Here is a 24,773-nt window from a genome sequence, read left to right on the forward strand (position 1 = left end):
ATCCGCGCCACAGGAGGTCAGTCATGGTTTCTTCCCACCGCCTGCTTGACCTGCTCGGCGTCGAGCTGCCGATCATCCAGGCCCCGATGGCCGGCGCAACCTCGCCCCAGATGGTGATCGCGGTCAGCAACGCCGGCGGCCTGGGCTCGCTGCCCAGCTCGCTCTATTCCGAAGCCGAGCTGCGGGCGGCGCTGGATGCGGTGCGGGCCGGCACGTCGCGGCCGATCAACGTCAACTTCGTCAGCCACGAGCCCCCGCCCGAAGATCCCGCCCGCCAGGCGACCTGGCGTCGAGCCCTGGCCCCCTACTATGTCGAGGCCGGCCTGGACCCGGACCAGCCGATTAGCGGCGCCGGCCGCGCGCCATTCGACGAGGCCTTCGCCGGCGTGGTCGAGGACTATCGGCCCGAGGTGGTCAGCTTCCACTTCGGCCTGCCCGCCCCGGCCCTGGTCGATCGGGTCAAGCGGACCGGGGCCAAGCTGCTGTCCTCGGCGACCACCGTGGCCGAGGCCCGGTGGCTGGAGGCGCGCGGCGTCGACGCGGTGATCGCGATGGGCTTCGAGGCCGGCGGCCATCGCGGCAACTTTCTCGACCACGACATGAACAGCCAAGTCGGGACCTTCGCGCTGGTCCCTCGGATCGTCGACGCGGTCTCGGTCCCGGTGATCGCGGCGGGCGGGATCACCGACCGGCGCGGCGTGGAAGCCGCCTTCGCCCTGGGGGCCCAGGCCGCCCAGGTCGGCACCGCCTATCTGCTGACCCCGGAAGCCAGCATCTCGGCCGTCTATCGCCAGGCCTTGGCCTCGGCCGAGGAAGTCACGGCGGTCACCAACCTGTTCACCGGCCGCCCGGCGCGCGGGATCGTCAATCGGCTGATGGCCGAGCTCGGGCCGCTGTCGGACCTGGTCCCCGCCTTCCCGACGGCCGGCGCGGCGGTGGCCCCGCTGCGCAAGGCGGCCGAGGCGGCCGGGCGCGGCGACTTCAGCCCGCTGTGGGCCGGCCAGGGCTTTCGCCTGGCCCAGCCGATGCCCGCCGCCGACCTGACCCGGCGACTGGCGGGGGTGGGGTGAGCTACTTCCCGGCCGCGGCGATCGCCGCGTCGATCTCGGCCAGGGCGTGGTAGCCGGGCTCCATCTTGTGGCCGTTGATCTCGAAGGTCGGCGTGGCGTCGATGTCGTGGGCCTTGGCGTTGTTCTCGACGCGCTTGTTCAGCGCCGTGATCGCCGCCTCGTCGGAGACGCACCTGTTGAACTGCTCCTCGCTCATCCCGACCGACTTGGCGATGTCCGACAGCGTCTCGCGCGGCGAATAGAACACCCCGGGCTGGCTGGCGAAGATCGCGTCGTTGACGGCGAAATACTTGTCCTTGCCGGCGCAGCGCGCCACCAGGAAGCCGGCCGAGGCGACGGTCACCTCCTCGGTTCCGCCCACCAGCATCTCGCGGAACACGTAGTGGACCTTGCCGGTGTCGACATACTTGGCCTTGAAGGCCGGGAAGACCTCCTTCTGCCACTTGGCGCAGATCGGGCAGCCGACCGAGGCGTATTCGACCACGGTGATCTTGGCGTCCTTGGAGCCCAGGTCCATGTCGTCGGGCAGCGCCTCGAACGACTTGGACTTGCCGCAGGCGGCCAGGCTGAGCGCCATCAAGGCGACGGCCGCGATCTTGAAACTACGCATCGATCAAACATCCCCGGATCAGAACCGTCACCATAAGGGGCGTCGAGCGAGGCGCAAGCCGGACTGGCCGTTCGCCGTCGCGGTCTCAGCCTGCGACCTCCGCCCCCGTGATCTTGCAGATCTGGTGATCCCAGGCGCCCTCAGCGGCGCCCAGATCGACGGCCGCGAACGCGACCTCTCCGCCGGCGGGGATCGTCTTGCGCACCGAACCCGCGACTGTCCCGGCGCTCTGCTTTCCCTTCGAGAGGTAGCATTCCACACGTGGGTTCCGGATCGGCCGGGCGGCGGCGTTGGTGATCTTGCCGCCCAGGATCACCCTTCCGCCCTTGGCCTTGACGGCCTTCGCCTGGCTGAGTTCCAGATAGTACTCCGGATGCGAGACAACCTCGTCGCCGCTCTCCGCCGCGGCCGTCTGCGTGGGGGCAGTCTGCGTTGGGGACGTTTGCGTTGGGGAGGTCGCGGTCGCTGGCGGCGCGCCGGCCGTCGCCTCGCCGGGTTTGGCCCGCATGCTCTCGGGCGCGATCAGGGCGGCCACCACCGGGACGCCGAAGACGAACGCCACCAGCATCAACAGCGCGCGCGGGCGCGTCCCGAAAACCGGCCAGCGTCTGCTCGGGCGCACAAGGAACACCAGCGCCGTGAGGCAGGCGGGCAGCCACAGGATCAGCAAGGCATAGGTCAAGAACTTCATCGCGGCCCCCCGGCGCCGTCGCGGCGCGACCGCATCTAGAAGAAGTTCACCGCGTTTTCCAAGTCCGCCACAAGCCGTACGCGCCTAACCTGCCGCCTTCGCCTCGACGACCGCGCAGGCCCAACGGTCCCAGACCCCGTCGGCCAGGCCAAGGTTGATGGCCGCGAAGATCAGTCTGCCGCCGGCCGGAACCGTCTCGTGAACGACGGTCGTGACGGTTCCCGCCGCGACCTCGCCACGGGACATCCGGCAGGTCAGGCGTGGTTCGCGGATCGGCAGGCCCGAGGTGTTGATCGCCGCGCCGGTCAGCAGCACGGCCCCGGCCTGGTTCCTGTCGGCCCTCACGCGGTACAGGGCCAGGTATCGCTCCGGATGGGCGCGGACCAGGGCGGGGTCGGGCCAGGCGGCGCGCGGGGCGGAACGGACAGGCTTTGGCGGGAGCGGCGGCGGCGCCTCGCGCCGCGTCGCCGCCATCAGGGCCGCTCCGCCCAGGAACACCGCCACGAACACCAGCAGCGCCCGCGCCGGCGTGCCGACCACCGGCCACCGCGGGCTGGGCTTGAACACGAAGAAGAACGCCGCGCCGGAGGCCAGCAGCCACAGCAGCGGCACGGCGTTGGTCAGCCAGTTCATCGGAAGTCCCCTCGCGACCGCTCAGCCGCGAGCGCATCTAGATCAGCGGGGCCGGACTTTCCAAGCCCTGCTTTCAAGCGATCACCGCTCTCCGGAAAACACCGCCTTCCCAGGCCCTGCGCCTGGGACCCATGGTGCGGCTTGGCTCGCCGGTGGTCAGTGGTCGCCGTCGGGTTGGGCGATCTCCGTCCGATGCACAGTCGGTTGAGTCCTGGGTCCTAGGCATAGAGGCTTGGGAGGTAGGATTTGGAGCGGATAGCTTTGCAGTCGCTCTCCTCTAAGGCCGCTGGCTGACCCGCACCCAATCCACCTCCATCGTCGCCGGCAGGGCGGCCTCGTCGACGCCCTTGGCGTTGGCGCCCTCGGGCCAGCGGCCGCCGAAGGCGAGGTTGAGGATCAGGTGGAACGGCTGGTCGAAGGGCGCCGCGCCCACGTCGCCATCGTCGCGCTTCCAGTCGGCCGCCTTGGCCTGCGCGTACTGGCGGTCGTCGACGAACCAGGTGATCGCCTCGGGCGTCCACTCGACCGCGTAGACGTGAAAGCCGTCGGCCGAGGCCGGCATCGGCGTCGATGCGCCGTGCTGGCGATGCGCGCCGCTGGCGTCCGCCGCGAAATGGATCGTGCCGAAGATCCGGTTTTCCCGCCCGTCCTGGCAGGCCTCGCCCGTCGGCGGGCAAGGCGCGCCCAGGTTGACGGTCTCCAGGATGTCGATCTCACCCGACCTGGGCCAACCGCCGTAGGTCGCCAGCTCGGGCATCATCCAGATCGCCGGCCAGACGCCCTGGCCGCCCGGGACCCGCGCCCGCACCTCGAAGCGGCCATAGCGCCAGCTGGCCTTGCCCTGGGTCAGGATCTTGCCCGAGGCGTAGTCGCCGGTCTTCATCGGCCCGGTCGGGCCGGCCCAGGGGTTGGCCAGGCCCCGGGTCTTGCGCTTGATCGCCGTCAGCTTCAGGACGCCGCCGGCGACCGCGACCGTCTCGGGGCTGACGACGTAGCATTGCCGCTCGTCATTGCCTCCGCCGCCGCAGTCGGCCGCATAGGTCCACTTGGTCTCGTCCAGCCGATCGCCGTCGAACTCGTCCGACCAGACCAGCGTCCAGCCGTCGGCCCTGGCCGCGCCGTTGCAGGCCAGCATGAGGGCAAGGCCGGCCATGGCGCCGATCGTCCTGGCTTTCGCGGTCATGGGCGGTCTCCCGGTCGATGAGCTCGCCCCAGTAGAAGGGCCGGATCGGGATTCGCCAAGCTCAGGGGTGAGGTGTCTCCAGCGCGGCCCATCCGGCGTCCAGCCAACCGGGCGCCAGCCGTCGCGCGCCGGAGGCGGAGAGGTGGTCGTCGTCGAAATAGATCGGCCGGCCGTCCATCATCGCCAGGCAACGACCGCCTCGACAGAGCGTCTCGGACGGGAAGACCGCCGCCACGCCGCCGCGATCCTGGATGGCGGCGCGGATCTCGTCCTCGGCCGGACCGGCGCGCGAGAGGGGCAGTTCGGCGTCGACGTCGGCGCAGACCTCCGCCCGTCCGCCAAGCTGCTTGACCTGGGCCAGGCACTCGGGCGCACCCAGGGTCAGCTCCGGGAAGGGTCCGACGATCAGCACCCGGACATTCGGATTGCGGCGGACGATCGCCTCGAGCGTGGCCCTCAACGAAGCCGTCATCGAGGGCTTGAAGCCGGGCTTTCCGACCGCCTCGACGCTCACGCGCGGCGAGTTGACGTCGTAGAAGGGCGGCGCGCCACGATAGAGCGGCCAGCGGCCGGAGAGCACCACCAGCTTCAGCCGCTTGTCCGATCCGATCCGCTCCAGGGCCGCCTCAGCGGTCGGGGCGCAGTCGAGCGCGAAGCTGGCGCTGAGCCGGATCTTCAGCCCCACCATCGGCGGACAGCCGCTGCGGGCGGCCTCGCGCACGCTCCAGCCACGCCGCCGGGCCCATTCCACCACGCCAGGCGTAAGGGCGTCGGCGTGCGAGTCGCCCCAGACGAGGACCTCGTCGCCTACCGCGCCGGGGGCGGCCCCGAACCGGCAGGCGTCGGGACCAGCCTTGTCCTGGCCCTCCAGGCAGGTCGCGCGCGCCGGATTGACGTCGGTCTCTTCGAGGTCGGCCAGGGCGCGCGCGGCCGGCGACAGTCGGCCCGGCAGGCCGTGGGTGACGAACAGCAGCGCCCCCGCCGCGACCGGCGCCAGCAGCGGCAGAAGCATCAGGCCCAGGCGACGCCATGGCCGCTCCAGCGAACCGCGCCGGAAGGGCTGCTCGACGAAGCGCCAGGTCAGGACCGCCAGGATCAGGGCCATACCCATCAAGGCCAGCCGCCATGCCGCGCTCAGCGGCTGTTGGGCGACGTCGGCGGCCAGGACCAGCAACGGCCAGTGCCAGAGATAGAACGAATAGGACACCCGCCCCAGGCCGACGACAGGCGCCAGCCGCAGCAGGGCCGCGCCCGGCGCCGCGCCCGATCCGCTCCAGATCAGTAGCGCCGCGCCCAGGCAGGCGGGGACCGCCGAGAGGCCGGGAAAGGCGCTGGTCTCGTTTAGCAGGGCGAGGCTGCCGGCGATCATCAGACCGCCGATGATCGCGGCCAGGTTGGCGGTGTTGCGGTCGCCGGGCGGTCGGACGAGACCTAGGGCCAGGACCCCGCCGGCCAGGAACTCCCAGGCGCGCGCCGGCAGGGCGGCGAAGGCCAGGGTCGTCGCGCCGGTCGCCACCAGGGCCTGGGCCAGGACCAGCGAGCCGACCAGCAGGGCCGCCGCCAACCCCGCCCGCGCGCCTCGGACCAGCCGCAGGGACAGCCCGGCCACGACCAGCGGCCAGACCAGGTAGAACTGCTCCTCCACGCCCAGCGACCACAGGTGCAGCAGCGGGTTCTGCTGGGCTCCGGGCGAAAAATAGCCGGGGGTCTGGAGCAGCAGGAGGTTCGTCACGAACAGGCCGGAGGCCGCCGTCGCCGCGCCGGTCTGGGCCAGAAGCCGGGGCATCTCGACCCAGGCCGCCAGCGCCACGGTCGCCATCACCACCACGACATAGGCCGGCGCGATCCGACGCGCCCGGCGCAGGTAGAAGCCGCCCCACGAGAACGTGCCGGTGTCGCGCGCCTGGGCGATCAGCCGCGTGATCAGGTAGCCCGAGATCACGAAGAAGACGTCCACCCCGACGAAGCCGCCCGGCAGCAGGGCCGGGAAGGCGTGGTGGAAGACGATGGCGGCTGCCGCCACGGCCCGCAGTCCGTCGATATCCCGCCGATAGCCTGCCTCGCCGCTCATCGCCCGCCCTTCAGAATTACACGCGTAATCAGATGAGCGGCCGAGCGCGCCTTGGTCAAGCGCTATTATTACGGGCGTAATCTTCTTTCCGACGTCGCCGAACCGGCCTAAACACCGCTCCATGCCGTCCGGACCCGACATGATGCTGGAGCTGGCCTGCGGACCGGGACCGGTCTGCGGGGTGGACGAGGCTGGGCGCGGTCCTTGGGCCGGACCGGTCAGCGCCGGCGCGGTGATCCTGGATCCCGACCGGGTGCCCAAGGGCCTCAACGACTCCAAGAAGCTGACCGCCAAGGCCCGCGCGGCCCTGGAGGAAGAGATCAAGGCCGTCGCCCTTTCGTGGTCGGTCGGCATGGCCTCGATCGACGAGATCGCCGAGCTCAACATCCTGCACGCCGCCGGCCTGGCCATGTGCCGGGCCATCGAGGGCCTGTCGGTGACGCCGGCCATCGCTCTCGTGGACGGCAACTACGCCTTCAAGCTGCCCTGCCCGATCAAGACGGTGGTCAAGGGCGACAGCCTGTCGTGCTCGATCGCCGCCGCCTCCATACTGGCCAAGGAGGCCCGCGACCGGATCATGGTCGAGATGGACGCCGTCTATCCCGGCTACGGCTTCGCCGGCCACAAGGGCTATCATGCCCGGGTCCACGTCGAAGGCCTGATCCGGCTGGGTCCTTCACCGATCCACCGCCTGGGCTGGGCGCCGGTCAAGGCCGCTCTGGCGGGCGAGCTGACCCTCGACCTGCCGTTCGAGGATGCGCCCCTCGGCGAATAGGCTGAGTAGGCCGTTTACCTTCCGCTAACCACGTCTCCACACCTCGCGTTTACCAGCGAGACTCATGATTCCGTTCTCTTTCTTAGGGACGTGGACCATGAAGTTCGGGCCGGAAACCATCATCCAGGGCGACTGCATCGAGCAGATGAACGCCCTGCCGGAGAAGTCGGTCGACCTGATCTTCGCCGATCCGCCCTACAATCTGCAGCTGGGCGGCGACCTGCTGCGTCCCGACAATTCCAAGGTCGACGCGGTCGACGACCACTGGGACCAGTTCGAGAGCTTCGCGGCCTACGACAAGTTCACCCGCGAGTGGCTGAAGGCCGCCCGCCGCGTGCTGAAGGACGATGGCGCGATCTGGGTGATCGGCAGCTATCACAACATCTTCCGCGTCGGCGTGGCCGTGCAGGACCTGGGCTTCTGGATCCTCAACGACATCGTCTGGCGCAAGTCCAACCCGATGCCCAACTTCAAGGGCACCCGCTTCGCCAACGCCCACGAGACCCTGATCTGGGCCTCCAAGAGCCAGAACGCCAAGCGCTACACCTTCAACTACGACGCCCTGAAGATGGCCAATGACGAGGTGCAGATGCGCTCGGACTGGACCATCCCGCTGTGCACCGGCGAGGAGCGCATCAAGGGCGCCGACGGGAACAAGGCCCACCCGACCCAGAAGCCGGAAGCGCTGCTCTATCGGGTGATCCTGTCGACGACCAAGCCGGGCGACGTGATCCTGGACCCGTTCTTCGGGGTCGGCACCACCGGCGCGGCCGCCAAGCGCCTGGGCCGCAAGTTCATCGGCATCGAGCGCGAGGCCGAATATCTGCAACACGCCAAGGCCCGCATCGCCAAGGTCGTGCCAATCGCCCCGGAAGACCTGGACGTGATGGGCTCCAAGCGGTCCGAGCCGCGCGTGCCGTTCGGCACGATCGTCGAGGCTGGCCTGCTGTCGCCGGGCGACACCCTCTACTGCTCGAAGGGCGCCCACGCCGCCAAGGTGCGCCCCGACGGCTCGATCACGGTCGGCGACCTGTCGGGCTCGATCCACAAGATCGGCGCCCTGGTGCAGTCGGCCCCGGCCTGTAACGGCTGGACCTACTGGCATTTCAAGACCGACGCCGGCCTGGCCCCGATCGACGTGCTGCGCGCCCAGGTGCGGGCGGGGATGAACTAGAGGTCAATCGACATTCATCTGGGGCGGTACAAATCCACCGCCTTCCTGGGCCTTGTGCCCAGGACCCATGTTCGAGGCCGGCGTGGACTCTTTGGGTCCGCGCGGCCGAAAGACCGTGAACTCAACCCCTATTCTGTTGGATCTGAGCCCTGGGTCCTGGGCACAAGGCCCAGGAAGGCGGGCAAATTCTACTCGCGGTGACTGTTGACAGGCCCTAGACCCCGCCCTTCTTCCAGAACGTCTTCAGGACCGCGGCGTCGCCGTTGAACTTGTCGCGGTCGCAGCGCCCGATGCCGGCGACCTCGTGGGGGGCCGGCCCGATCGAACCGTCGGTATATTGCCAGAAGGTCCACTTGGCCCAGTTGGGCGGCACCACGGCCGTGGATCCGTACTGGGCCAGCCAGAACCAGCACTGGCCCAGCACCGGATCTTTCTGGGCGTGGAGCAGCTCCTTGACGTAGTGGCCCGAATAGAGGCCGGGCCACCGTCCGGTCGCGGCGTGGACATGGGTGACGAAGGCGCGGGCCTCCTCCAGGGTCATGCTCGGCCCGGTCGGATTGCCCTCCAGGTCCAGGACCAGCAGCATCGAACCGTGGTTGGGCCCGACCGTCTTCAGGAAGTGCTCGGCCTGTTTCACCCCGTCGCTGCCGGTCCCGAAATGATAAGCGCCCCAGAGCAGGCCGGCGGCCTCGGCCTTCGGACGGCGCGCGGCGTAGGTGGCGTCGACGCCCGACTGGCCCTGGGTGGCCTTGTGGATCACGCCGATCAGGCCGTCGGCGGCGGCCTTGGCGAAGTCGGGCTTGGTGTTGTGGTGCGAGAGGTCGGCGACGGCGTTGGTGATCGTAGCGGCCATGGGGCGCTCCTCGGCTTGAGAATGACGCACGCGCGCGACCCTGGGCGAACTGTCGGCCCCCGCCGCGACAGCCTCAGCTTGCCAGTAAAGCTCTGAGTTGTTCCAGAGAAATATTCTCGATATCAGAGCAGCCGTTCGGCCGCCCGCGCCGCTTTCAGGAACACGCTGGGCAGGGCCGAGAGCCCCGCGCGCGGCGTCCAGACGAAATCGCCCTCCCCGCCCTCGGCCGCGAACACCCGCAGGGTCAGGGAGAAGTGGGTGAAGACGTGCTCGACCGCGCCCAGGTCGCGCCAGGCGGCGGGAACCGGCGCGGCGGCCACCGCCTCGGCGTCGGCGTAGGGGCTGGCCCGCCAGTCGCTGGTCGGCAGGCCCAGCATCCCGCCCAGCAGACCCTTCGGCGGCCGGCGGACCAGGGCGACCTCGTCCCCCCGCGTCAGGACATAGGCCACGCCATGGCGGCGTGGGCGGTCGGCCTTCTTGGTCTTGCGCGGATAGGTCTCCGGCGCGCCGGTCTTGTAGGCGTCGCACCAGGTCGAGACCGGGCAGCGATCGCAGAGCGGGGCCTTGGGCTTGCAGATCGTGGCGCCCAGATCCATCAGCGCCTGGGCCCAGTCGCCGGGACGCTCGTCGGTGGCCAGCTCCCCGGCCAGGGCCTTCAGCTCGGGCTTGGCGTCCGGCAGCGGCGTCTCGACGGCGAACAGCCGCGCCGCCACCCGCTCGACATTGCCGTCGACCACGTTGGCCGGCCGGTCGAAGGCGATCGCGGCGACCGCGGCGGCGGTGTAGGCCCCGACGCCAGGCAGGGCTCGCAGCCCTTCTTCGGTATTGGGGAACACCCCGCCATGCTCGGCGGCCACGGCCCGGGCGCAGGCCAGCAGGTTGCGCGCCCGGGCATAGTAGCCGAGGCCCGCCCAGGCGGCCATCAGGTCGCCGTCCTCCACCGCCGCCAGGTCCGAGACCGTCGGCCAGCGCTGGGTAAAGCTCAGGAAGTACGGCGTGGCGTGCGGCACGGTGGTCTGCTGCAGCATCACCTCCGACAGCCAGACGCGGTAGGGGTCGGAGCAGACGCCGGCTCGACGCTCGGCCGGACCCACGCGCCAGGCCAGGTCGCGGGCCTGGCGGTCGTACCAGGCCAGCAGGTTGGAGCGGAGAGCGTCACGGTCTTTCATCGTCCCTCGCCTACCGCGAAGAACGGGCGCCGTGCTAGGGTTTCGACATGGCCCGCCGCCCCCTGCCCTCGCCGGAAGAAGCCCTCGCGATCCTGCGCAGCAAGCGCACGAAGCCGCAGCGCCGCCCGCCGCCGCCCGCCGGCAAGAGCCTGGCGCCGCTGCTGAAGGACCTGGAGACCCGCTTCGGCCAAGGTCCCGCCGCCCTGCAGACCCGCTGGCGCGAGATCGTCGGCGACACGCTCGCGCGTCGGACGGAGCCGGTCCGCATCATCAAGGGCCGCAACGGCGAAGGCGGCGCGCTGGAGCTGCGCGTCGATGGCCCGGTGGCCTCGCTGATCCAGCACCAGGCCCCGCAGATCACCGCGCGCCTCGACATGCTGCTGGGCAAGGGCGTCGTCACCCGGCTTCGCATCGTCCAGGGCCCGGTCAAGGCCGCCGCCGCGCCGGCCCAGCGTCCGCGCCGCAAGCCGCCGCTGGACGCGGCCCTGGAAAAGCAGCTCGCCGACAGCCTGGCCGAGCAGCCCGAGGGCGGCCTCAAACAGGCCCTGCTGAAGCTGGGGCGCGGCGTGCTGAACGCCGACCGCTGAGCCATTGACAACAGGGCTCCGCTCAAGCCTTTGAGCCAGTCTTGGTTGCGCCTTTTTCGCTCCCTAACGAGAATCGGGCTTAACTTCCCAATCGACCGCCGAAGGGCCATTTCATGCGTTCGCTGCTCACCCGCGTCACCCTCGTCATCGCCCTCGCGGCGAGCCTCGCCGCCTGCGGTCCCAAGGGGGCCAAGGTCACCGCCGACGACATGACCCTGGGCAATCCGAACGCCAAGGTGACGGTGATCGAATACGCCTCGGTGGCCTGCCCGCACTGCGCCCGGTGGAACGAGGACGTCTTCCCGGCCTTCAAGGCCAAGTACATCGACACCGGCAAGGTCCATTACGTGTCGCGCGAGGCCCTGACCGGCGAGCCGCGCCTGGCCAACGCCGGCGCCATGCTGGCCCGCTGCGCCGGCAAGGATAAGTACTTCCAGGTGACCGACGCCATCTATCACGCCCAGGCCAGCATCTTCCAAACCGGCGACATCCGCGGCGAGCTGCTGACCATCGCCCAGGCCGCCGGCATGAACGAAGACCAGTTCAACAGCTGCCTCAGCGACGAGAACGCCGCCAAGTCGGCCGAACGCATCGACAAGCTGATGAAGGCCGACAAGATCGAGGGCACGCCCACCTTCATCGTCAACGGCAAGAAGGTCGGCAGCGAAGAGGGCGGCGAGCGCACCCTGGCCGAGCTGGACGCGGCCATCGCGGAAGCCTCCAAGTAATGAGCCTGGACCGGCGCGCGCTGATCGTCTCGGGCCTCGCCATAGCTGCGAGCCCCGCTGTCGCGCGCGCCAAGCCGCTGCCGCCGGTCCCTGGCGAGATGGTGCTGGGTTCGGCCAAGGCGCCAGTCCAGTTCGTGGTCTACGCCTCGGCCAGCTGCCCGCACTGCGCGCACTGGTGGACGACGGAGCTGCCGGGGGTCCGCAAGGCTTTCATCGACACCGGCAAGGTGCGGCTGGTCTTCCGCGAGTTCCTGACTCCGCCCGAGGAGTTCGCCGCCGCGGCCTTCATCCTGGCCCGCCGGATCCCGGGCAAGTATTTCGACGTGCTGACCACGATCTTCCAGAAGCAGGAAGCCATCTATCAGAGCGAGCAGCTGTTCGAGGGCCTCGAGGCGATCGGCAAGCAGTACGGGCTGACCGAGACGCAGTTCAAGGCCGCGCTCAGCGATACGGCGGCGCTGAAGGCGGTCAACGACCGCTTCTTCAAGGCGATCAACGAGGACAATATCGAGGTCACCCCGACCTTCTTCGTCAACGGCGCGCCCATCACAGGCGAGGCCAACCTCGCCGCGCTGTCCAAGGCCTTCGCCGCCGCGGCGAAGGGCTAGCCCGGAAGGGACCGCCTCGTGCAGTTCCAGCGCCTCCGCCTTTCGGGCTTCAAGTCCTTCGTCGAGCCGACCGAGTTCCGGATCGAGCCCGGGCTGACGGGCGTCGTCGGCCCGAACGGCTGCGGCAAGTCCAACCTGCTGGAAGCCCTGCGCTGGGTGATGGGGGCCAACTCGGCCAAGGCCATGCGGGCCGGCGGCATGGACGACGTGATCTTCGCCGGCAGCGGGGCGCGGCCGCCGCGCAACCACGCCGACGTCACCCTGACCATCGACAACGCCGACCGCACGGCCCCGGCCCAGTTCAACGACGAGCCGGTGCTGGAGGTCGTCCGCCGCATCGATCGCGGCGAAGGCTCGACCTATAAGATCAACGGCCGCGAAGTGCGGGCCCGTGACGTCCAGCTGCTGTTCGCCGACGCCTCGACCGGGGCCAATTCGCCGGCCCTGGTCCGCCAGGGCCAGATCAGCGAGCTGATCGGCGCCAAGCCGCAGAACCGCCGCCGTATCCTGGAAGAGGCGGCCGGGGTCTCGGGCCTGCATACCCGCCGTCACGAAGCCGAGCTGCGTCTGCGGGCGGCCGAGAGCAACCTGGCCCGCCTCGAGGACGTGGCCCGCGAGCTGGAGACAGCGCTGAACCGGCTTCGGCGCGAGGCCAGGCAGGCCGAGAAGTACAAGCGCCTGTCGTCCGAGATCCGCGCCGTGCAGGGGGCCGTGCTCTACGCCCGCTGGACCGAGGCCCGCGACACGCTGGAGCGCACCCAGAAGGACGCCACCGAGGCCGCGCGACTCGTCGAAGAGACCGCCCGCGCCAGCGCCGCCGCCCAGGTGGCGATCACCGACGCCGAGACCGCCATGCCGCCGCTGCGCGAGGAGGCGACCATCGCCCAGGCGATCCTGGGCCAGCTGGCCATCCAGAAGGACCGCGCCGAGCGCGAGGCCGAGGCCGCCGCCGCCGAGTTCGAACGCCTGGCGGGCGACCTGGCCCGCATCGACGACGACCGGACCCGCGAGAGCCAGGCCAAGGACGACGCCGCCGCCGCCCTGGCCCGTATCGACGCCGAGCTCGACGAGGTCCGCGCCCTGGTCGCCGCCGCGCCGGAGCGTGGGCCTGAGCTGGCCGAGGCCGCCAAGGCCGCCGAAGCCGCGCGCGCCGCCGCGGAGACCGCCGTCGAGCAGCTGGCCGCCCGGGTCGCCGCCGAGGAGGCCCAGTTCCGCGCCGCCGCCACGCGCCTCGCCGAGGCCGAGGCCCGCGCCAACCGCACCAACCGCGCCCTCGACCAGGCCAAGGCTGAGCGCGCCGCCGTCGGTCCCGAGGTCGATCCGGCCGCCGCCGACGCCCGCCAGCGCTTCGCCAACGCCGAGGCCGCCCTGGCCGCCGCCCGCGCGGCGCTCGAGGAAGCCGAGGCCGAGCGGGTCAAGGCCGCCGAGCAGGAGGCCCAGGCTCGCCAGTTGGCCCGCAATGTCGAAGACCAGCTGGGCCGCCTGCGCACGGAAGCCCGGGGCCTGGCCCAGCTGACCGCGCCCCGTTCCAAGAGCGGCCACGCTCCCGCCCTGGACAGCGTCGCGCCCGACAAGGGCTTTGGCGCGGCCCTGGCGGCGGCGCTGGGCGACGACCTGGACGCCGCGCTCGACGCCAAGGCGCCGTCCTACTGGGGCGGAGCCGAAGCGCCCGCGCCGACCTGGCCCGAGGGCGCCCAGCCGCTGGCCCCGCTGGTCAAGGCGCCTCCCGCGCTGGCCGCCCGCCTCTCGCACGTGGCCGTGGTCGCCCGCGCCGATGGCGATCGGCTGCAAGCGGCGCTGAAGCCGGGCATGCGGCTGGTCTCCAAGGAAGGCGACCTCTGGCGCTGGGACGGCTTCGTGGCCCGCGCCGACGCGCCCCGGCCCGCCGCCGTGCGGCTCGAGCAGCGCACCCGACTGGCCGAGGTCGAGGCCGAGATCGACCTGATGGCCCCGCGCGCCGAGGCCACCGCCGCCGCCCTGAAGACCGCCGCCGACCGCCTGCGCGCCGCCGAGGATCTGCTGCGCGACAAGCGGCGCGGCCCGCCCGACGCCGAGCGCCTGCTGAGCGGAGCTCGCGAGGCCGTCGCCAAGTTCGAGCGCGAGCAAGCCTTGCGCGCGGCGCGGGCCCAGTCGCTGGACGACACCATCGCCCGCTTCGAGGCCGAGAAGGCCGAGGCCGACGCGGCGCTGGATCAGGCCCAGCAAGCCCATGCCGCCGCCCAGACCTCGGGCGACCTGCAGCCGCAGTTGGCGCAAGCCCGCCAGGCCTCGGCCCAGGCCCGTGAGGCGGCCAGCGCCGCCCGCACCGCCCTGGACGTCGAGACCCGCGAACGGGCCGGCCGCCAACGCCGGCTGGAAAGCCTGGAGCGCGACCGCGCAGACTGGGCCAAACGGGCCGAGGCCGCCGCCAAGCGCACGGAGTCTCTGGAAGGCGATCGCGTCAAGGCCGCCGCCGCTCTGGAGGCCGCCCGCGAGGCGCCGGCCGTGCTGAAGGAACGGCTGCTCGTCCTGCTGGACGAGTTCGCCGCCGCCGAGGCGCGTCGCGCCAAGGCCAGCGACGCCCTGGAGACCGCCGAGACCACGCGGATCAACGCCGACCGCGCCGCGCGCGCCGCCGAGCAGGCCGCCGGCGAGGCCCGCGAAAAGCGCGCGGCCCTGGTCGCCCACCTGGACGGCGCCCGCCAGCGCTTCGCCGAGGTCGCCTCGGCCATCCGCGAGCAGGCCCGCATGGAGCCCGAGGAGTTGGGCCGCCACGTCGCGGGCGAGGCGGTGGCCGTGCCGAAGGACGCCGCCGGCGTGGAGGCTCACCTGTTCGCCCTGGAACGCGAGCGGGACGCCATCGGCCCGGTGAACCTTCGCGCCGACGAGGAGGCCCAGGAGTATGCCGGCCGGCTGGAGACCATGCGCACCGAACGGGCAGACCTCTCCGGCGCGGTGACCAAGCTGCGGGCCGGCATCGAGGAGCTGAACGCCGAGGGGCGCGAGCGCCTGCTGGCCGCGTTCGACGTGATCAACGCCAACTTCCAGACGCTCTTCCAGGCCCTGTTCGGCGGCGGTCAGGCCGAGCTGAAGCTGATCGAGAGCGAGGATCCGCTGGAAGCCGGCCTGGAGATCTTCGCCTGCCCGCCCGGCAAGCGGATGGCCAGCATGAGCCTGATGAGCGGCGGCGAGCAGGCCTTGACGGCCAGCGCCCTGATCTTCGGCGTCTTCCTGGCCAATCCGGCCCCGATCTGCGTGCTGGACGAAGTCGACGCGCCGCTGGATGACGCCAATGTCGACCGCTACTGCAACATGCTGGACGAGATGCGCCGGCGCACCCAGACGCGCTTCATCGCCATCACCCACAATCCGGTGACCATGAGCCGGATGGACCGGCTGTTCGGCGTGACCATGGCCGAACGTGGGGTGAGCCAGCTGGTCAGCGTGGACCTGAGCACGGCGGAGAAGCTGGTCGCGGCCTAGGCGGCGGCTTGCCCTCTCGGCGCCTGCGGCGCTCCTCCCCCGGAGGGGGAAGAAGGATCGCGCACTTCCTTCCGCCCGCCTTTGGGGGCGGACGACCCGCGCAGCGGGTCAGGTGGGGGGATCTAGAACCCGATCACCATCCGCAGCGGATTGGCCGGATTCGCCAGCAACTTCACCGCCATGACGCACGAGATCGCCACCAGCAGCGGCCGGATCAGCTTGGGCCCGAAGCGCATGGCCAGCCTCGATCCCACCTGGGCGCCGAGGAATGCGCCGACCGCCATGGCCAGGCCGATCGGCCAGATGACCACGCCCTTGGAGATGAACAGGGCCAGGCTGCCCAGATTGCTGGCGGCGTTGGCCAGCTTGGTATGGGCCGTGGCCTTCAGCGCGCCGTAGCCCAGCAGGGTGACGATCGCGATCATGTAGAAGGCTCCCGCGCCCGGGCCGAAAATGCCGTCGTAGAAGCCGATCACGGGCGCCACGAAACAGGCGAACGGTATCAACGCCATGCGCGGCGCGACGTCCTCGGTCTTGAGAGCGCGCGAGAAGCCGAAATAGAGGGCGATGGCGATCAGCAGCAGCGGCACGACGGCCCGCAGCAGCTGCGGCGACAGCAGGCTGGCGCACAGGGCGCCGCACAGGCCGGCGACCGCGGCCCCGGCGGCGACGGGCAAGGCGGTCTTCCAGTCGATCAGGCCCCGGCGGGCGAAGGCGCTGGTCGAGGAGATCGAGCCCAGGGAGCTCTGCAGCTTGCTGGTGCCCAGGGCCTGGACCGGCGACAGGCCGGCCAGCAGCAGGGCGGGCAGAGTCAGCAGGCCGCCGCCGCCAGCGATGGCGTCGATGGCCCCAGCGAGGGCGGCGACCGCGAACAGGGTGGCGATGACGTCGAGATGAACCTGGCCCATGGCCGGCTCATCGCGCCGTTCTCGCATCAGCGCAAAGAAAAAGGGGCCCCGAAGGACCCCTCGTCTTCATCAGCCCAGGAGGTTGCCCCAAGCGTGGGCGCGGGACGCCTTGCTGTTGCTGGTCTTGCCCAGGGCGCGAAGCTCGTCGCGCCCCTTGGCCTTCTCTTCCTTGCGGACGCGCATCTCGGCGGCTTCGAGCGCCTTGCGCTCCTTGCGTTCGGCGCGGCGGGCGGCGGCGACTTCTTCTTCGCGAGCCAGGGCCTCGAGGCGGGCCTTTTCCTTGGCTTCAGCGCGGGCGGCGCGGACAGCTTCGAGTTCGGCGGCGCGCAGTTCCTCGCGCTTGTCGAAATCGGGGTCCTGGACGGCGGGCTTGGCCTTGAACTTGGCCAGCATCGCCTTCTTGGCTTCCTGCTGGGCGGTAAGACGATCGGCGAATCCGGTGTTCTTCAGGTGCGACATGAATCTTCGTGTTATTTGGAGGCGGCGGCTCTAAAGCCCAGATCGGCGCAAAAATCAATGCGTCATCGGGCTTCATCACCCCTTGCCTATGGGAGGTGATGTCGCCAGAGCACGGTCTATGTAGGGAGCCTTCGCCGATCCGGTAGGGGTCGGCCGACGTCTTTCCCGTCGAGAATGGGGACGGTTTTGCCTCTCCGCGAAGTCGAAGGCGAAATCCTTAAGTATTCCCGCTACTTGACGGGCGATGCGCTCACCTTGACGCACCGCAGCGAGGTCTATAGGTTCCGCGCCGATCAAGCCGGCCGGAAAAGCGCCTTGTTTTGGCGCGTCGGCGGCGCTTTCGGACCTGCCGCTTCCCATGCCCAAGGCCGACGAACCGAACGACAAGGCCTTCAACAGCCTCGACGCTCGGCTCGACGCATTTGAGGCGAAGAAGGCGGCGGAAAAGCCCGCGAAAGCGGAGTCCGAAAAGGCCAGTCAGGACGGCTACCGCCTCCTGGCGGACCTGATCGGGGGCGTACTGGTGGGTCTCGGCTTCGGCTGGCTCCTCGACCGCTACGTTCACACGGCGCCCTGGGGCATGATCGGCGGCCTGCTGATCGGTCTGGGAGTCGCGATTTTCTCCGTCGTCCGCAAGGCGACGACCATGAGCGCGCAGGCGTCGGCGGCTTCCTCGCAAGGGACCGGCGGCGAAGACACGGGAGACGGGCCTACCGTCCCCAAGCAGAAGAGAGACTAGGGCCGATGGCCGATCCGATGCACCAGTTCCAGATCCAGAAGATCGTGGAACTGCCGACCGTGACCGTCTTCGGCATGCCGATCGACCTGTCGATCACCAATTCCGTGGCCGCCATGCTGCTGGCCGCGACGCTGCTGACGGTCTTCTACAGCTTCGCGTCGGCCAAGCGCGCCGTGGTGCCGGGCCGCCTGCAGGCGGTGGGCGAACTTCTCTACAATCTGGTGGACGGTCTCGCGGACTCGATCATGGGTCACGAGGGCAAGAAGTTCATGCCCTTCGTCTTCACCCTGTTCGCCTTCGTGCTGTTCATGAACCTGCAAGGCATGTTCCTGGTGTTCACGGCCACGTCGCAACTGGCCGTCACCCTGACCCTGGGCTTCCTGGTCATCCTGACCGTGGTCGCCGTCGGCGTGATCAAGAACGGCTTCAAGTTCTTCAAGCTCTTCGCCCCGTCGGGCGTGCCGTGGCCGCTGTACTTCCTGCTGGTGCCGATCGAGATCCTGTCGTTCGTCATCCGCCCCGTCACCCTGGCCCTTCGTCTGTTCGGCAACATGCTGGGCGGCCACGTGGTGCTGAAGATCTTCGCTGGCTTCGTGATCGCCCTGGGCGGCATGGGCCTCATCGGGTTCCCCGGCGCCGTTCTGGCGATGGGTTCGGTCGTCGCTCTGACGGCCCTCGAGTTCATGGTGGCCTTCCTGCAGGCCTTCGTGTTCGCGGTGCTCACCTGCGTCTATCTCAACGACGTCGTGCACCTCGACAGCCACTGATCAATCTCTAGTCTTTCAACCAATACGTCTTTCAAGGAGTCTCAATCATGGACGCTTCCGCCGCTAAGTTCATCGGCGCCGGCCTGGCTATGCTCGGCATGATCGGCGCGGGCATTGGCCTGGGCGTGATGTTCGGCAACTACTTCCAAGGCGCCCTGCGCAACCCGACGGCCGCCGCTCAAGAGCGCCCGATGCTGTTCCTGGGCATGGCTCTGACGGAAGCCCTGGGCATCTTCGCCCTGGTCGTCGCCATCCTGATCCTCAACGGTAAGTAAGAGGGCTCTTCGCCCATGGCGACGGTTCATCAAGGCACGGTCGAGACGACCGGTACGCCTCATGGCGAGGAAAGCAGCGGCGGTCTTCCGCAGCTGCAATTCCAGCACTGGGGCGGCCAGATCGTTTGGCTGCTGCTCATCTTCGCCGTGCTCTACACGGTGCTGGCCAAGGGGCTGCTGCCCCGCGTCAGCGGCGCGATCGACGAGCGCGGCGCCAAGATCGCCGGCGACATCGCCGACGCCCGTCGTCTAAAGGACGAGGCTGAAGCCCAGGCTCGCGCCGCGGCCGCTGAAGTGGCCGAGGCGCGCGCCAAGGCCCAGAAGACCGCGGCGGACGCCAAGGCCAAGGCTTCGGCCGAAGCCGCCGAGCGTCAGGCCAAGGAAGAGGCCATCCTGGCTGAAAAGCTGACGGTGGCCGAGGCCGGTATCCAAGCCGCTCGCGACGAGGCCATGGGCCACGTCGCCGCCGTGGCCCAGGAAACCGCCGCCGCGATCGTCGAGAAGCTGACCGGCAAAGCGGCCACCGCCGCCGAGCTCAAGTCGGCCCTGGCCTAAGGAGCGCTGAAGATGGAACACGAATCCCTGTTCAGCCTCGCCAACCCGGAGTTCTGGGTTCTGGTCGGCCTGGTGCTGTTCTTCGGCCTGCTGGTCGTTCTGAAGGTCCTGCCGGGCGCGCTGTTCGGCGCGCTCGACGGCTACGCCGCCAAGATCAAGGCCGAGCTCGACGAAGCCCAGCAACTGCGTGAAGAGGCCCAGGCCCTGCTCGCGGACGTGAAGGCCCAGCGCGAGGAAGCCGAGCGCCAGGCGACGGGCATGCTGGAAGCCGCCAAGGCCGACGCCAAGCGTCTGGCCGAGGAAGCCAAGGAAAAGCTCGAGGAGCAGATCAAGCGCCGCGCCGAAATGGCCGAACGCAAGATCGCCCAGGCCGAGGCCCAGGCCGCCGCCGACGTGAAGGCCGCCGCGGTCGATCTCGCCGCCCAGGCCGCCGAGACCGTCCTGGCCGCCCGCCTAGCCGGCGCCAAGAACGATCCTCTGGTCGACATCGCGATCGGTCAGATGGGCGCCAAGCTGCAATAGCGGCAAGGCTCCTTCGGACAAGACAGAGAGGGCGCGGATCGCAAGGTCCGCGCCCTTTTCTTTTGGCCGTCGCGCCCGGAACCGAGCTCCGCGACCGGCCCTTCTAGTCTCTTCGACAACCGATCGGAGAGCGCCGTGTACGCGATCATGGGAGCCACCGGGCACGTCGGGTCCGCCGTCGTCGACGCCCTGCTGGAGGCGGGCGAGCCCGTCCTGGCCCTCACCCACAGCGCCGAGCATGGCGATGATCTCCGGCGCAAGGGCGCCGAGGTCGCCGTCGTCGACGTGCGGGATGTCGACGCCCTACGCGGGATCTTGAAACAGGCCCGCCGCGCCTTCCTGCTCAATCCGCCGGCCGCCGTCAGCGGCGACACCGACGTCGGCGAACGCGCCACGGTCACGGCCATCCTGGCGGCCCTGGACGGCTCGGGGCTGGAGAAGGTGGTGGCCGAGAGCACCATGGGCGCCCAGCCCGGCGAACGGCTCGGCGACCTCAACGTGCTGTACGAACTAGAGCAAGGGCTGAAAGCCCAGCCCATCCCCGCCGCCTGGAACCGCGCCGCCTACTACATGTCCAACTGGGACATGGCCCTGGAGGGCGCGCGCAAGGACGGCGTCGTCCCGACCATGTTCCCGGCCGATTTCAAGCTGCCGATGGTCGCCCCGCGCGACCTGGGACAGGCGGCCGCCCGGCGTCTGACGTCCGGCCTGGACGATGTCGGCCTGCGCAATGTGGAAGGGCCGGCGCGCTATACGATGAATGATGTGGCCAGGGCCTTCGCCGACCCGCTGGGTCGCCCGGTGCGCGCCGTCGTCACGCCGCGCGAGCAGTGGGAGCAGGCCTTCCGGGCCCTCGGCTTCTCGCCGGCGGCGGCGCACAGCTACGCCCGCATGACCGGCGCGACCCTGGACGGCGAGATGGTTCCGGAGCGCGAGACGGAGAAGGGCCCGACAACGCTGGAGGCGTATATCGCGGCCCTGGTCGGCGCGAGCCCGAGCTAGGCCTTCTCCGCCCTCTTCCGCGCGATGTAGCGCTTCACGCGCTTGCGGGTCTTCTTCAGCAGCCGCCAGCGGGCCCGGCGCAGGACCATCTTCTCGGTGCGGAGCATCTGCTGCCAGACGACCAGCAGCACCTCCGGCTCGCGGCGCATCAGCCGGCGGATCGGAAAGACCAGCTTGGGATGGCGCTTCTGCCAGCGGATGAAGGTCTTGCGGGCCTGGAACGAGTAGCGCAGCACGATCATCAGGCCGATGACCAGCAGCGGCAGGCCCACGTGCCCCGGCAGCGGCGTCAGCACCGCGCCGGCGACGATCACCAGCGAGCCGAAGCCGATGGCGATCCAGCGGAACGCTCGAGCGGCGGATTCGCGCAGCAACAGGGCCAGCCGCGCGCGGCGGCGGACCCTGTGCTTGACGTCGATGGTGGCGGCGATCGCGTTCACCGCCCGGCTTGCTTCGACGAGCGCTGCTTGAGCGACTTGCGCCAGCGAACGGCGACCCGCCACTTGCGCGGGATGATCAGGCGCTCGACGCGCAGGGCCTGTTGCCAGGCGACCAGCACGACCTCGGGCTCGCGACGCAGCAGGCGGCGCAGCGGGAAGATCAGCTTGGGATGGGCGTGCTGGAAGCGGACGAACTGCTTGCGCGCCTTGAACGAGTTGCGCAGCACCAGCATCAGGCCGACCACCGTCAGCGGCAGGCCCAGCGGACCCGGCAGCGGCGCGATCAGCGCGCCGGCCGCGATCAGCACCACGCCCAGCGCCACGAGAAACACGCGCAGGAATCGCGCGATGAACTCACGGGCGAGGTCATCGGCGGGGCGGTGGGCGCGCGACATGGCGAGGGCGAGAGCAGTCATGGGAGGAACAAACGAGCTTGCGCGGCGCCTGCTCCCTGGAAAAGCCAGCTAGCCCCGACGCGCCCCTCCGATATGTGGAGGGATGAGGGCGCCGTAAAGGCGCCCTTCCGTCGCAACAGGGGTATGGAGAATGCTATTCAGCCGCCAGTGGCGCCGTAGCCACAGGTTTCCACCTCAACCGGGGCTTGCGGGCCGCTAAGGTCTCGTCCAGCCGCCGGAGCGGGGCGTGGAACGGGGCGCCCTTGAAGCGTTCCGTCTCGCCCGCCCCCCCCTTCAGATTTTGGGCGGCGCCCGCCAGGGCGCGGAGCGCTTCGATGAAACGATCCAGCTCCTGCTTGGACTCGGTTTCGGTCGGCTCGATCAGCATCGCGCCATGGACGACCAGCGGGAAGTACATGGTCATCGGGTGGAAGCCCTCGTCGATCATCGCCTTGGCGAAGTCGAGCGTGGTGACCCCGGTGCCTTCCAGCCAGGCGTCGTCGAACAGGGCCTCGTGCATGCATGGGCCGTCGGGGAAGGCCGGGCTCATCACGTCCTTGAGGCGGGCCTTGATGTAGTTGGCGTTGAGGACGGCGTCCTCGGCCACCTGCCGCAGGCCGTCGGCCCCGTGGCTCAGCATGTAGGCATAGGCGCGGACGTACATGCCCATCTGGCCGTGGAAGGCGCTCATGCGGCCGAAGGCGGTCTTGGCCCCCTCCTCGCCGGCGTGCTCGACCATGCTGAAGCCGTCGTCGTCGTGAACCAGCCACGGCGTCGGGGCGAACGGCGCCAAGGCCTGGCTCAGCACCACCGGACCCGCGCCCGGGCCACCGCCGCCGTGGGGCGTCGAGAAGGTCTTGTGCAGATTGATGTGCATGGCGTCGACGCCCAGGTCGCCCGGGCGCACCCGGCCGACGATGGCGTTGAAGTTGGCGCCGTCGCAGTAGAAGTAGGCGCCGGCGGCGTGGGTCAGGCGAGCGATCTCGACGACGTCGCGCTCGAACAGGCCGCAGGTGTTGGGATTGGTGACCATGATGGCCGCCACGTGGTCGCCGAGCTTGGACTCCAGGTCCGCCAGGTCGACGCGGCCGTCGTCGGTCTGGGCGATCTCGACGACGGTGTAGCCGACGAAGGCGGCCGTGGCCGGGTTGGTGCCGTGGGCGCTGGTCGGGGCCAGGACGGTCTTGCGGTGGCCGTTGCCGGCCGCCTCGTGGGCGGCGCGGATGGCCAGCAGGCCGCACAGCTCGCCGTGGGCGCCGGCCTTGGGCGACAGGGCCACGGCGGGCATGCCGGTCAGGGTCTTCAGCCAGTGAGCCAGGCGGTCCATCAGCTGCAGGGCGCCCTGCACGGTCGATTGCGGCTGCAGCGGGTGGATGTCGGAGAAGCCCGGCAGGCGCGCCATCTTCTCGTTCAGGCGCGGATTGTGCTTCATCGTGCACGAGCCCAGCGGATACAGCGCCAGGTCGATGGCGTGGTTCTTTTGGCTGAGGCGCACATAGTGGCGGACCGCTTCCGGCTCCGACAGGCCCGGCAGGCCGATCGGGGCGTCGCGCAGCAGGCCGGCCAGATCGTCCGAGGGCGGACCGGCTGGCGGCAGGTCGACGCCGGTCTTGTTCCAGCAATCCAGTTCGAAGATCAGAGCCTCGTCCTGCAGCAGGCCACGGCCGCCGGTCAGGGTCTCGTGACCGGTCGAGCCATCATTGGCGGCGGCTTCCGGGCGCGTGGGGCGGCCGACGTTGTTCATGCTCATTGGGCCACCATCTTGGTCAGCAGCTTGGCGAAGAAAGTGATGTCGACATCGAGCGTGGTCTCGGTGGCCGCGACCAGCAGCACGTCGTCCAGGCCCGCGTCGGCGTCGAGACGCGAGAACGGCACGCCGGCGATGACGCCGTGGCCGGCCAGGGTCTCGACGATCGCGTCGGCCTTGCCCGGAACCTTGATCGCGAATTCGTTGAAGAAGCGGGGGGTGAGGATCTCGACGCCGGGGACCGCCGCCAGGGCGTCGCGCAAGGCGCGGGCCTTCTGGTGGTTCAGGGCCGCCAGCTGACGCAGGCCCGTCTCGCCCAGCAGGCTCATGTGGATCGAGAAGGCCAGGGCGCAAAGGCCGCTGTTGGTGCAGATGTTCGAGGTGGCCTTGTCGCGGCGGATGTGCTGCTCGCGGGTCGACAGGGTCAGGACGAAGCCGCGCCGGCCGTCCGCGTCCACCGTCTCGCCGCACAGACGGCCCGGCATCTGGCGGACGAACTTTTCCTTGCAGGCGAACAGGCCGACATAGGGACCGCCGAAGTTCAGGCCGTTGCCGATCGACTGGCCCTCGGCCACGGCGATGTCCGCGCCCATCTCGCCGGGCGACTTCAGCAGGCCGTACGAGACGGCCTCGGTGGTGACCACGATCAGCAGGGCGCCGGCCGCGTGGGCGGCTTCGGCGATCCTGGTGACGTCGGTGACCGTACCGAACACGTTGGGGGTCTGGACGACGACGCAGGCGGTGTCGGCGTCGATGGCGGCGATCACCGCGTCCTCGGCGTCGATGGCCGGGGCCATGGCCTGGGTCGTGACGCCGGCCGCGTGGGCCAGGGTCTCGATGGTCTCGACATAGTGCGGGTGGACGCCGCCCGACATCACCGCCTTGTTCCGGCGGGTGACGCGCTGGGCCATCATCACGGCCTCGGCCGCGCCGGTCGAGCCGTCATAGAGCGAGGCGTTGGCCACCTCCATGCCGGTCAGGGCCGCGACCTGGGTCTGGAACTCGAACAGGACCTGCAGGGTGCCCTGGGCGATTTCCGGCTGATAGGGCGTGTAGCTGGTCAGGAACTCCGACCGCTGGATGATGTGGTCGACCGTGGCCGGGACATGGTGGCGATAGGCGCCGGCCCCGCAGAAGAACGCGCCCTCCCCCGCCGAGCGGTTGCGCCGGGCCAGGGCGGCCATCTCGCGCTCGACCTCGATCTCGCCGGCGTGCAGCGGCAGGTCGACGGTTCCAGCGCGCTGGGCCGAGGCCGGCACGTCGACGAACAGGTCGTCGATCGACTTCACGCCGATCGCGCCGAGCATCTCGACGCGGTCTTCGGGGGTCAGGGGGAGGTAACGCATGGGG

26 protein-coding genes are annotated in these 24,773 nt (G+C 70.0%); 13 read left to right on the top strand and 13 right to left on the bottom strand.

The window, feature by feature from the left end; translation table 11 throughout:
* Window positions 1–23 precede the first annotated feature (23 nt).
* The gene (locus tag ASC70_RS22310; protein WP_056054842.1) at window positions 24–1,070 is read left to right on the top strand and encodes a nitronate monooxygenase family protein; all 1,047 of its coding nucleotides are present in this window, start codon (window positions 24–26) and stop codon (window positions 1,068–1,070) included.
* A gap of 1 nt (window position 1,071) precedes the next feature.
* On the opposite strand, the gene ASC70_RS22315 is transcribed toward ASC70_RS22310, so the two are convergent.
* From ASC70_RS22315 to ASC70_RS22335, 5 genes are all read right to left on the bottom strand, one after another.
* On the bottom strand, window positions 1,072–1,680 hold the full coding sequence (locus ASC70_RS22315) for a thioredoxin domain-containing protein (RefSeq protein WP_056054844.1): 609 nt from the start codon (window positions 1,678–1,680) through the stop codon (window positions 1,072–1,074).
* Between the two features lie 85 nt (window positions 1,681–1,765).
* Window positions 1,766–2,371, bottom strand: a complete 606-nt coding sequence (locus tag ASC70_RS22320; RefSeq protein ID WP_056054847.1) for a hypothetical protein — start codon at window positions 2,369–2,371, stop codon at window positions 1,766–1,768.
* Window positions 2,372–2,455: 84 nt separating this feature from the next.
* On the bottom strand, window positions 2,456–3,004 hold the full coding sequence (locus tag ASC70_RS22325) for a hypothetical protein (RefSeq protein WP_056054849.1): 549 nt from the start codon (window positions 3,002–3,004) through the stop codon (window positions 2,456–2,458).
* 277 nt (window positions 3,005–3,281) lie between these two features.
* Window positions 3,282–4,157: a family 16 glycosylhydrolase gene (locus tag ASC70_RS22330; RefSeq protein WP_156396300.1), complete on the bottom strand. Its 876-nt coding sequence runs from the start codon at window positions 4,155–4,157 to the stop codon at window positions 3,282–3,284.
* Between the two features lie 91 nt (window positions 4,158–4,248).
* Complete coding sequence (locus tag ASC70_RS22335) at window positions 4,249–6,258, bottom strand: acyltransferase family protein (RefSeq protein WP_056054856.1); 2,010 nt, start codon at window positions 6,256–6,258, stop codon at window positions 4,249–4,251.
* Between the two features lie 121 nt (window positions 6,259–6,379).
* On the opposite strand from ASC70_RS22335, the gene ASC70_RS22340 reads away from it, so the two are divergent.
* On the top strand, window positions 6,380–7,033 hold the full coding sequence (locus ASC70_RS22340) for a ribonuclease HII (RefSeq protein WP_056054858.1): 654 nt from the start codon (window positions 6,380–6,382) through the stop codon (window positions 7,031–7,033).
* A gap of 97 nt (window positions 7,034–7,130) precedes the next feature.
* Entirely contained in the window at window positions 7,131–8,207 is a 1,077-nt protein-coding gene (gene ccrM, locus ASC70_RS22345) for an adenine-specific DNA-methyltransferase CcrM (protein ID WP_056054861.1), read from the top strand.
* A 214-nt stretch (window positions 8,208–8,421) separates the two neighbouring features.
* Here the strand turns inward: ccrM and ASC70_RS22350 are convergent, their stop codons facing one another.
* Window positions 8,422–9,060, bottom strand: coding sequence for a glycoside hydrolase family 25 protein (locus tag ASC70_RS22350; RefSeq protein ID WP_082539920.1), 639 nt, complete (start codon window positions 9,058–9,060; stop codon window positions 8,422–8,424).
* 122 nt (window positions 9,061–9,182) lie between these two features.
* Complete coding sequence (gene mutY / locus ASC70_RS22355) at window positions 9,183–10,229, bottom strand: A/G-specific adenine glycosylase (protein ID WP_056054863.1); 1,047 nt, start codon at window positions 10,227–10,229, stop codon at window positions 9,183–9,185.
* Window positions 10,230–10,276: 47 nt separating this feature from the next.
* Between mutY and ASC70_RS22360 the strand changes: the two genes are divergently transcribed.
* From ASC70_RS22360 to smc, 4 genes are all read left to right on the top strand, one after another.
* Window positions 10,277–10,816: a DUF721 domain-containing protein gene (locus ASC70_RS22360; RefSeq protein ID WP_047411776.1), complete on the top strand. Its 540-nt coding sequence runs from the start codon at window positions 10,277–10,279 to the stop codon at window positions 10,814–10,816.
* A gap of 113 nt (window positions 10,817–10,929) precedes the next feature.
* A complete protein-coding gene (locus ASC70_RS22365; RefSeq protein WP_056054866.1) occupies window positions 10,930–11,544 on the top strand; it encodes a DsbA family protein in 615 nt (204 codons plus the stop codon).
* Window positions 11,544–12,152, top strand: coding sequence for a thioredoxin domain-containing protein (locus tag ASC70_RS22370; RefSeq protein ID WP_056054868.1), 609 nt, complete (start codon window positions 11,544–11,546; stop codon window positions 12,150–12,152). The genes ASC70_RS22365 and ASC70_RS22370 overlap by 1 nt, the downstream gene beginning before the upstream one ends.
* Window positions 12,153–12,170: 18 nt before the next feature.
* A complete protein-coding gene (gene smc / locus ASC70_RS22375) occupies window positions 12,171–15,614 on the top strand; it encodes a chromosome segregation protein SMC (protein ID WP_056054871.1) in 3,444 nt (1,147 codons plus the stop codon).
* A 122-nt stretch (window positions 15,615–15,736) separates the two neighbouring features.
* Here smc and ASC70_RS22380 read toward each other — a convergent pair whose 3' ends face one another.
* Both ASC70_RS22380 and ASC70_RS22385 read right to left on the bottom strand, forming a co-directional pair.
* On the bottom strand, window positions 15,737–16,522 hold the full coding sequence (locus ASC70_RS22380; protein ID WP_156396291.1) for a TSUP family transporter: 786 nt from the start codon (window positions 16,520–16,522) through the stop codon (window positions 15,737–15,739).
* 69 nt (window positions 16,523–16,591) lie between these two features.
* The gene (locus tag ASC70_RS22385; protein WP_047411793.1) at window positions 16,592–16,981 is read right to left on the bottom strand and encodes a DUF6481 family protein; all 390 of its coding nucleotides are present in this window, start codon (window positions 16,979–16,981) and stop codon (window positions 16,592–16,594) included.
* Window positions 16,982–17,339: 358 nt separating this feature from the next.
* On the opposite strand from ASC70_RS22385, the gene ASC70_RS22390 reads away from it, so the two are divergent.
* From ASC70_RS22390 to ASC70_RS22415, 6 genes are all read left to right on the top strand, one after another.
* Entirely contained in the window at window positions 17,340–17,720 is a 381-nt protein-coding gene (locus tag ASC70_RS22390) for an AtpZ/AtpI family protein (protein WP_047411794.1), read from the top strand.
* Between the two features lie 5 nt (window positions 17,721–17,725).
* Entirely contained in the window at window positions 17,726–18,487 is a 762-nt protein-coding gene (locus ASC70_RS22395) for a F0F1 ATP synthase subunit A (protein WP_047411795.1), read from the top strand.
* Between the two features lie 47 nt (window positions 18,488–18,534).
* Entirely contained in the window at window positions 18,535–18,762 is a 228-nt protein-coding gene (locus ASC70_RS22400; protein ID WP_028037480.1) for a F0F1 ATP synthase subunit C, read from the top strand.
* A 15-nt stretch (window positions 18,763–18,777) separates the two neighbouring features.
* The gene (locus ASC70_RS22405) at window positions 18,778–19,317 is read left to right on the top strand and encodes an ATP synthase F0 subunit B' (protein WP_047411797.1); all 540 of its coding nucleotides are present in this window, start codon (window positions 18,778–18,780) and stop codon (window positions 19,315–19,317) included.
* Window positions 19,318–19,329: 12 nt separating this feature from the next.
* Complete coding sequence (locus ASC70_RS22410; protein WP_047411798.1) at window positions 19,330–19,839, top strand: F0F1 ATP synthase subunit B; 510 nt, start codon at window positions 19,330–19,332, stop codon at window positions 19,837–19,839.
* 135 nt (window positions 19,840–19,974) lie between these two features.
* Window positions 19,975–20,841 (top strand): NmrA family NAD(P)-binding protein, encoded by an 867-nt coding sequence (locus ASC70_RS22415; protein ID WP_056054875.1) that lies wholly within the window; start codon window positions 19,975–19,977, stop codon window positions 20,839–20,841.
* On the opposite strand, the gene ASC70_RS22420 is transcribed toward ASC70_RS22415, so the two are convergent.
* The 4 genes from ASC70_RS22420 to gcvPA all read right to left on the bottom strand — a co-directional run bounded on the left by ASC70_RS22420 (window position 20,838) and on the right by gcvPA (window position 24,769).
* Window positions 20,838–21,281 carry a hypothetical protein gene (locus tag ASC70_RS22420; RefSeq protein ID WP_056054878.1) on the bottom strand — a complete coding sequence of 148 codons (444 nt, stop codon included), beginning with the start codon at window positions 21,279–21,281 and terminating at the stop codon, window positions 20,838–20,840. The two genes, ASC70_RS22415 and ASC70_RS22420, sit on opposite strands and share 4 nt — an antisense overlap.
* Entirely contained in the window at window positions 21,278–21,697 is a 420-nt protein-coding gene (locus tag ASC70_RS22425; protein ID WP_056054882.1) for a hypothetical protein, read from the bottom strand. The genes ASC70_RS22420 and ASC70_RS22425 overlap by 4 nt, the downstream gene beginning before the upstream one ends.
* 133 nt (window positions 21,698–21,830) lie before the next feature.
* Entirely contained in the window at window positions 21,831–23,426 is a 1,596-nt protein-coding gene (gcvPB, locus tag ASC70_RS22430) for an aminomethyl-transferring glycine dehydrogenase subunit GcvPB (protein WP_056054885.1), read from the bottom strand.
* Window positions 23,423–24,769, bottom strand: a complete 1,347-nt coding sequence (gene gcvPA, locus ASC70_RS22435; RefSeq protein WP_047411810.1) for an aminomethyl-transferring glycine dehydrogenase subunit GcvPA — start codon at window positions 24,767–24,769, stop codon at window positions 23,423–23,425. Before gcvPA ends, gcvPB begins: the two co-directional genes overlap by 4 nt.
* Between the last annotated feature and the right edge of the window lie 4 nt (window positions 24,770–24,773).

The organism is Caulobacter sp. Root343 (genome assembly GCF_001425745.1).
GTDB lineage: Bacteria > Pseudomonadota > Alphaproteobacteria > Caulobacterales > Caulobacteraceae > Caulobacter.

Bases quoted from the DNA above. Each gene is read 5' to 3' on its own strand.
- ASC70_RS22390 (WP_047411794.1), top strand. From the start codon at position 17,340: ATGCCCAAGGCCGACGAACCGAACGACAAGGCCTTCAACAGCCTCGAC.
- ASC70_RS22370 (WP_056054868.1), top strand. From the start codon at position 11,544: ATGAGCCTGGACCGGCGCGCGCTGATCGTCTCGGGCCTCGCCATAGCT.
- ASC70_RS22365 (WP_056054866.1), top strand. From the start codon at position 10,930: ATGCGTTCGCTGCTCACCCGCGTCACCCTCGTCATCGCCCTCGCGGCG.
- ASC70_RS22425 (WP_056054882.1), bottom strand. From the start codon at position 21,697: ATGACTGCTCTCGCCCTCGCCATGTCGCGCGCCCACCGCCCCGCCGAT.
- ASC70_RS22360 (WP_047411776.1), top strand. From the start codon at position 10,277: ATGGCCCGCCGCCCCCTGCCCTCGCCGGAAGAAGCCCTCGCGATCCTG.
- gcvPB (WP_056054885.1), bottom strand. From the start codon at position 23,426: ATGAGCATGAACAACGTCGGCCGCCCCACGCGCCCGGAAGCCGCCGCC.
- ASC70_RS22380 (WP_156396291.1), bottom strand. From the start codon at position 16,522: ATGGGCCAGGTTCATCTCGACGTCATCGCCACCCTGTTCGCGGTCGCC.
- ASC70_RS22340 (WP_056054858.1), top strand. From the start codon at position 6,380: ATGCCGTCCGGACCCGACATGATGCTGGAGCTGGCCTGCGGACCGGGA.
- ASC70_RS22310 (WP_056054842.1), top strand. From the start codon at position 24: ATGGTTTCTTCCCACCGCCTGCTTGACCTGCTCGGCGTCGAGCTGCCG.
- ASC70_RS22330 (WP_156396300.1), bottom strand. From the start codon at position 4,157: ATGGCCGGCCTTGCCCTCATGCTGGCCTGCAACGGCGCGGCCAGGGCC.
- ASC70_RS22315 (WP_056054844.1), bottom strand. From the start codon at position 1,680: ATGCGTAGTTTCAAGATCGCGGCCGTCGCCTTGATGGCGCTCAGCCTG.
- ASC70_RS22385 (WP_047411793.1), bottom strand. From the start codon at position 16,981: ATGTCGCACCTGAAGAACACCGGATTCGCCGATCGTCTTACCGCCCAG.
- ASC70_RS22405 (WP_047411797.1), top strand. From the start codon at position 18,778: ATGGCGACGGTTCATCAAGGCACGGTCGAGACGACCGGTACGCCTCAT.
- ASC70_RS22400 (WP_028037480.1), top strand. From the start codon at position 18,535: ATGGACGCTTCCGCCGCTAAGTTCATCGGCGCCGGCCTGGCTATGCTC.
- ASC70_RS22395 (WP_047411795.1), top strand. From the start codon at position 17,726: ATGGCCGATCCGATGCACCAGTTCCAGATCCAGAAGATCGTGGAACTG.
- ASC70_RS22335 (WP_056054856.1), bottom strand. From the start codon at position 6,258: ATGAGCGGCGAGGCAGGCTATCGGCGGGATATCGACGGACTGCGGGCC.
- gcvPA (WP_047411810.1), bottom strand. From the start codon at position 24,769: ATGCGTTACCTCCCCCTGACCCCCGAAGACCGCGTCGAGATGCTCGGC.
- ccrM (WP_056054861.1), top strand. From the start codon at position 7,131: ATGAAGTTCGGGCCGGAAACCATCATCCAGGGCGACTGCATCGAGCAG.
- ASC70_RS22350 (WP_082539920.1), bottom strand. From the start codon at position 9,060: ATGGCCGCTACGATCACCAACGCCGTCGCCGACCTCTCGCACCACAAC.
- mutY (WP_056054863.1), bottom strand. From the start codon at position 10,229: ATGAAAGACCGTGACGCTCTCCGCTCCAACCTGCTGGCCTGGTACGAC.
- ASC70_RS22410 (WP_047411798.1), top strand. From the start codon at position 19,330: ATGGAACACGAATCCCTGTTCAGCCTCGCCAACCCGGAGTTCTGGGTT.
- ASC70_RS22325 (WP_056054849.1), bottom strand. From the start codon at position 3,004: ATGAACTGGCTGACCAACGCCGTGCCGCTGCTGTGGCTGCTGGCCTCC.
- ASC70_RS22320 (WP_056054847.1), bottom strand. From the start codon at position 2,371: ATGAAGTTCTTGACCTATGCCTTGCTGATCCTGTGGCTGCCCGCCTGC.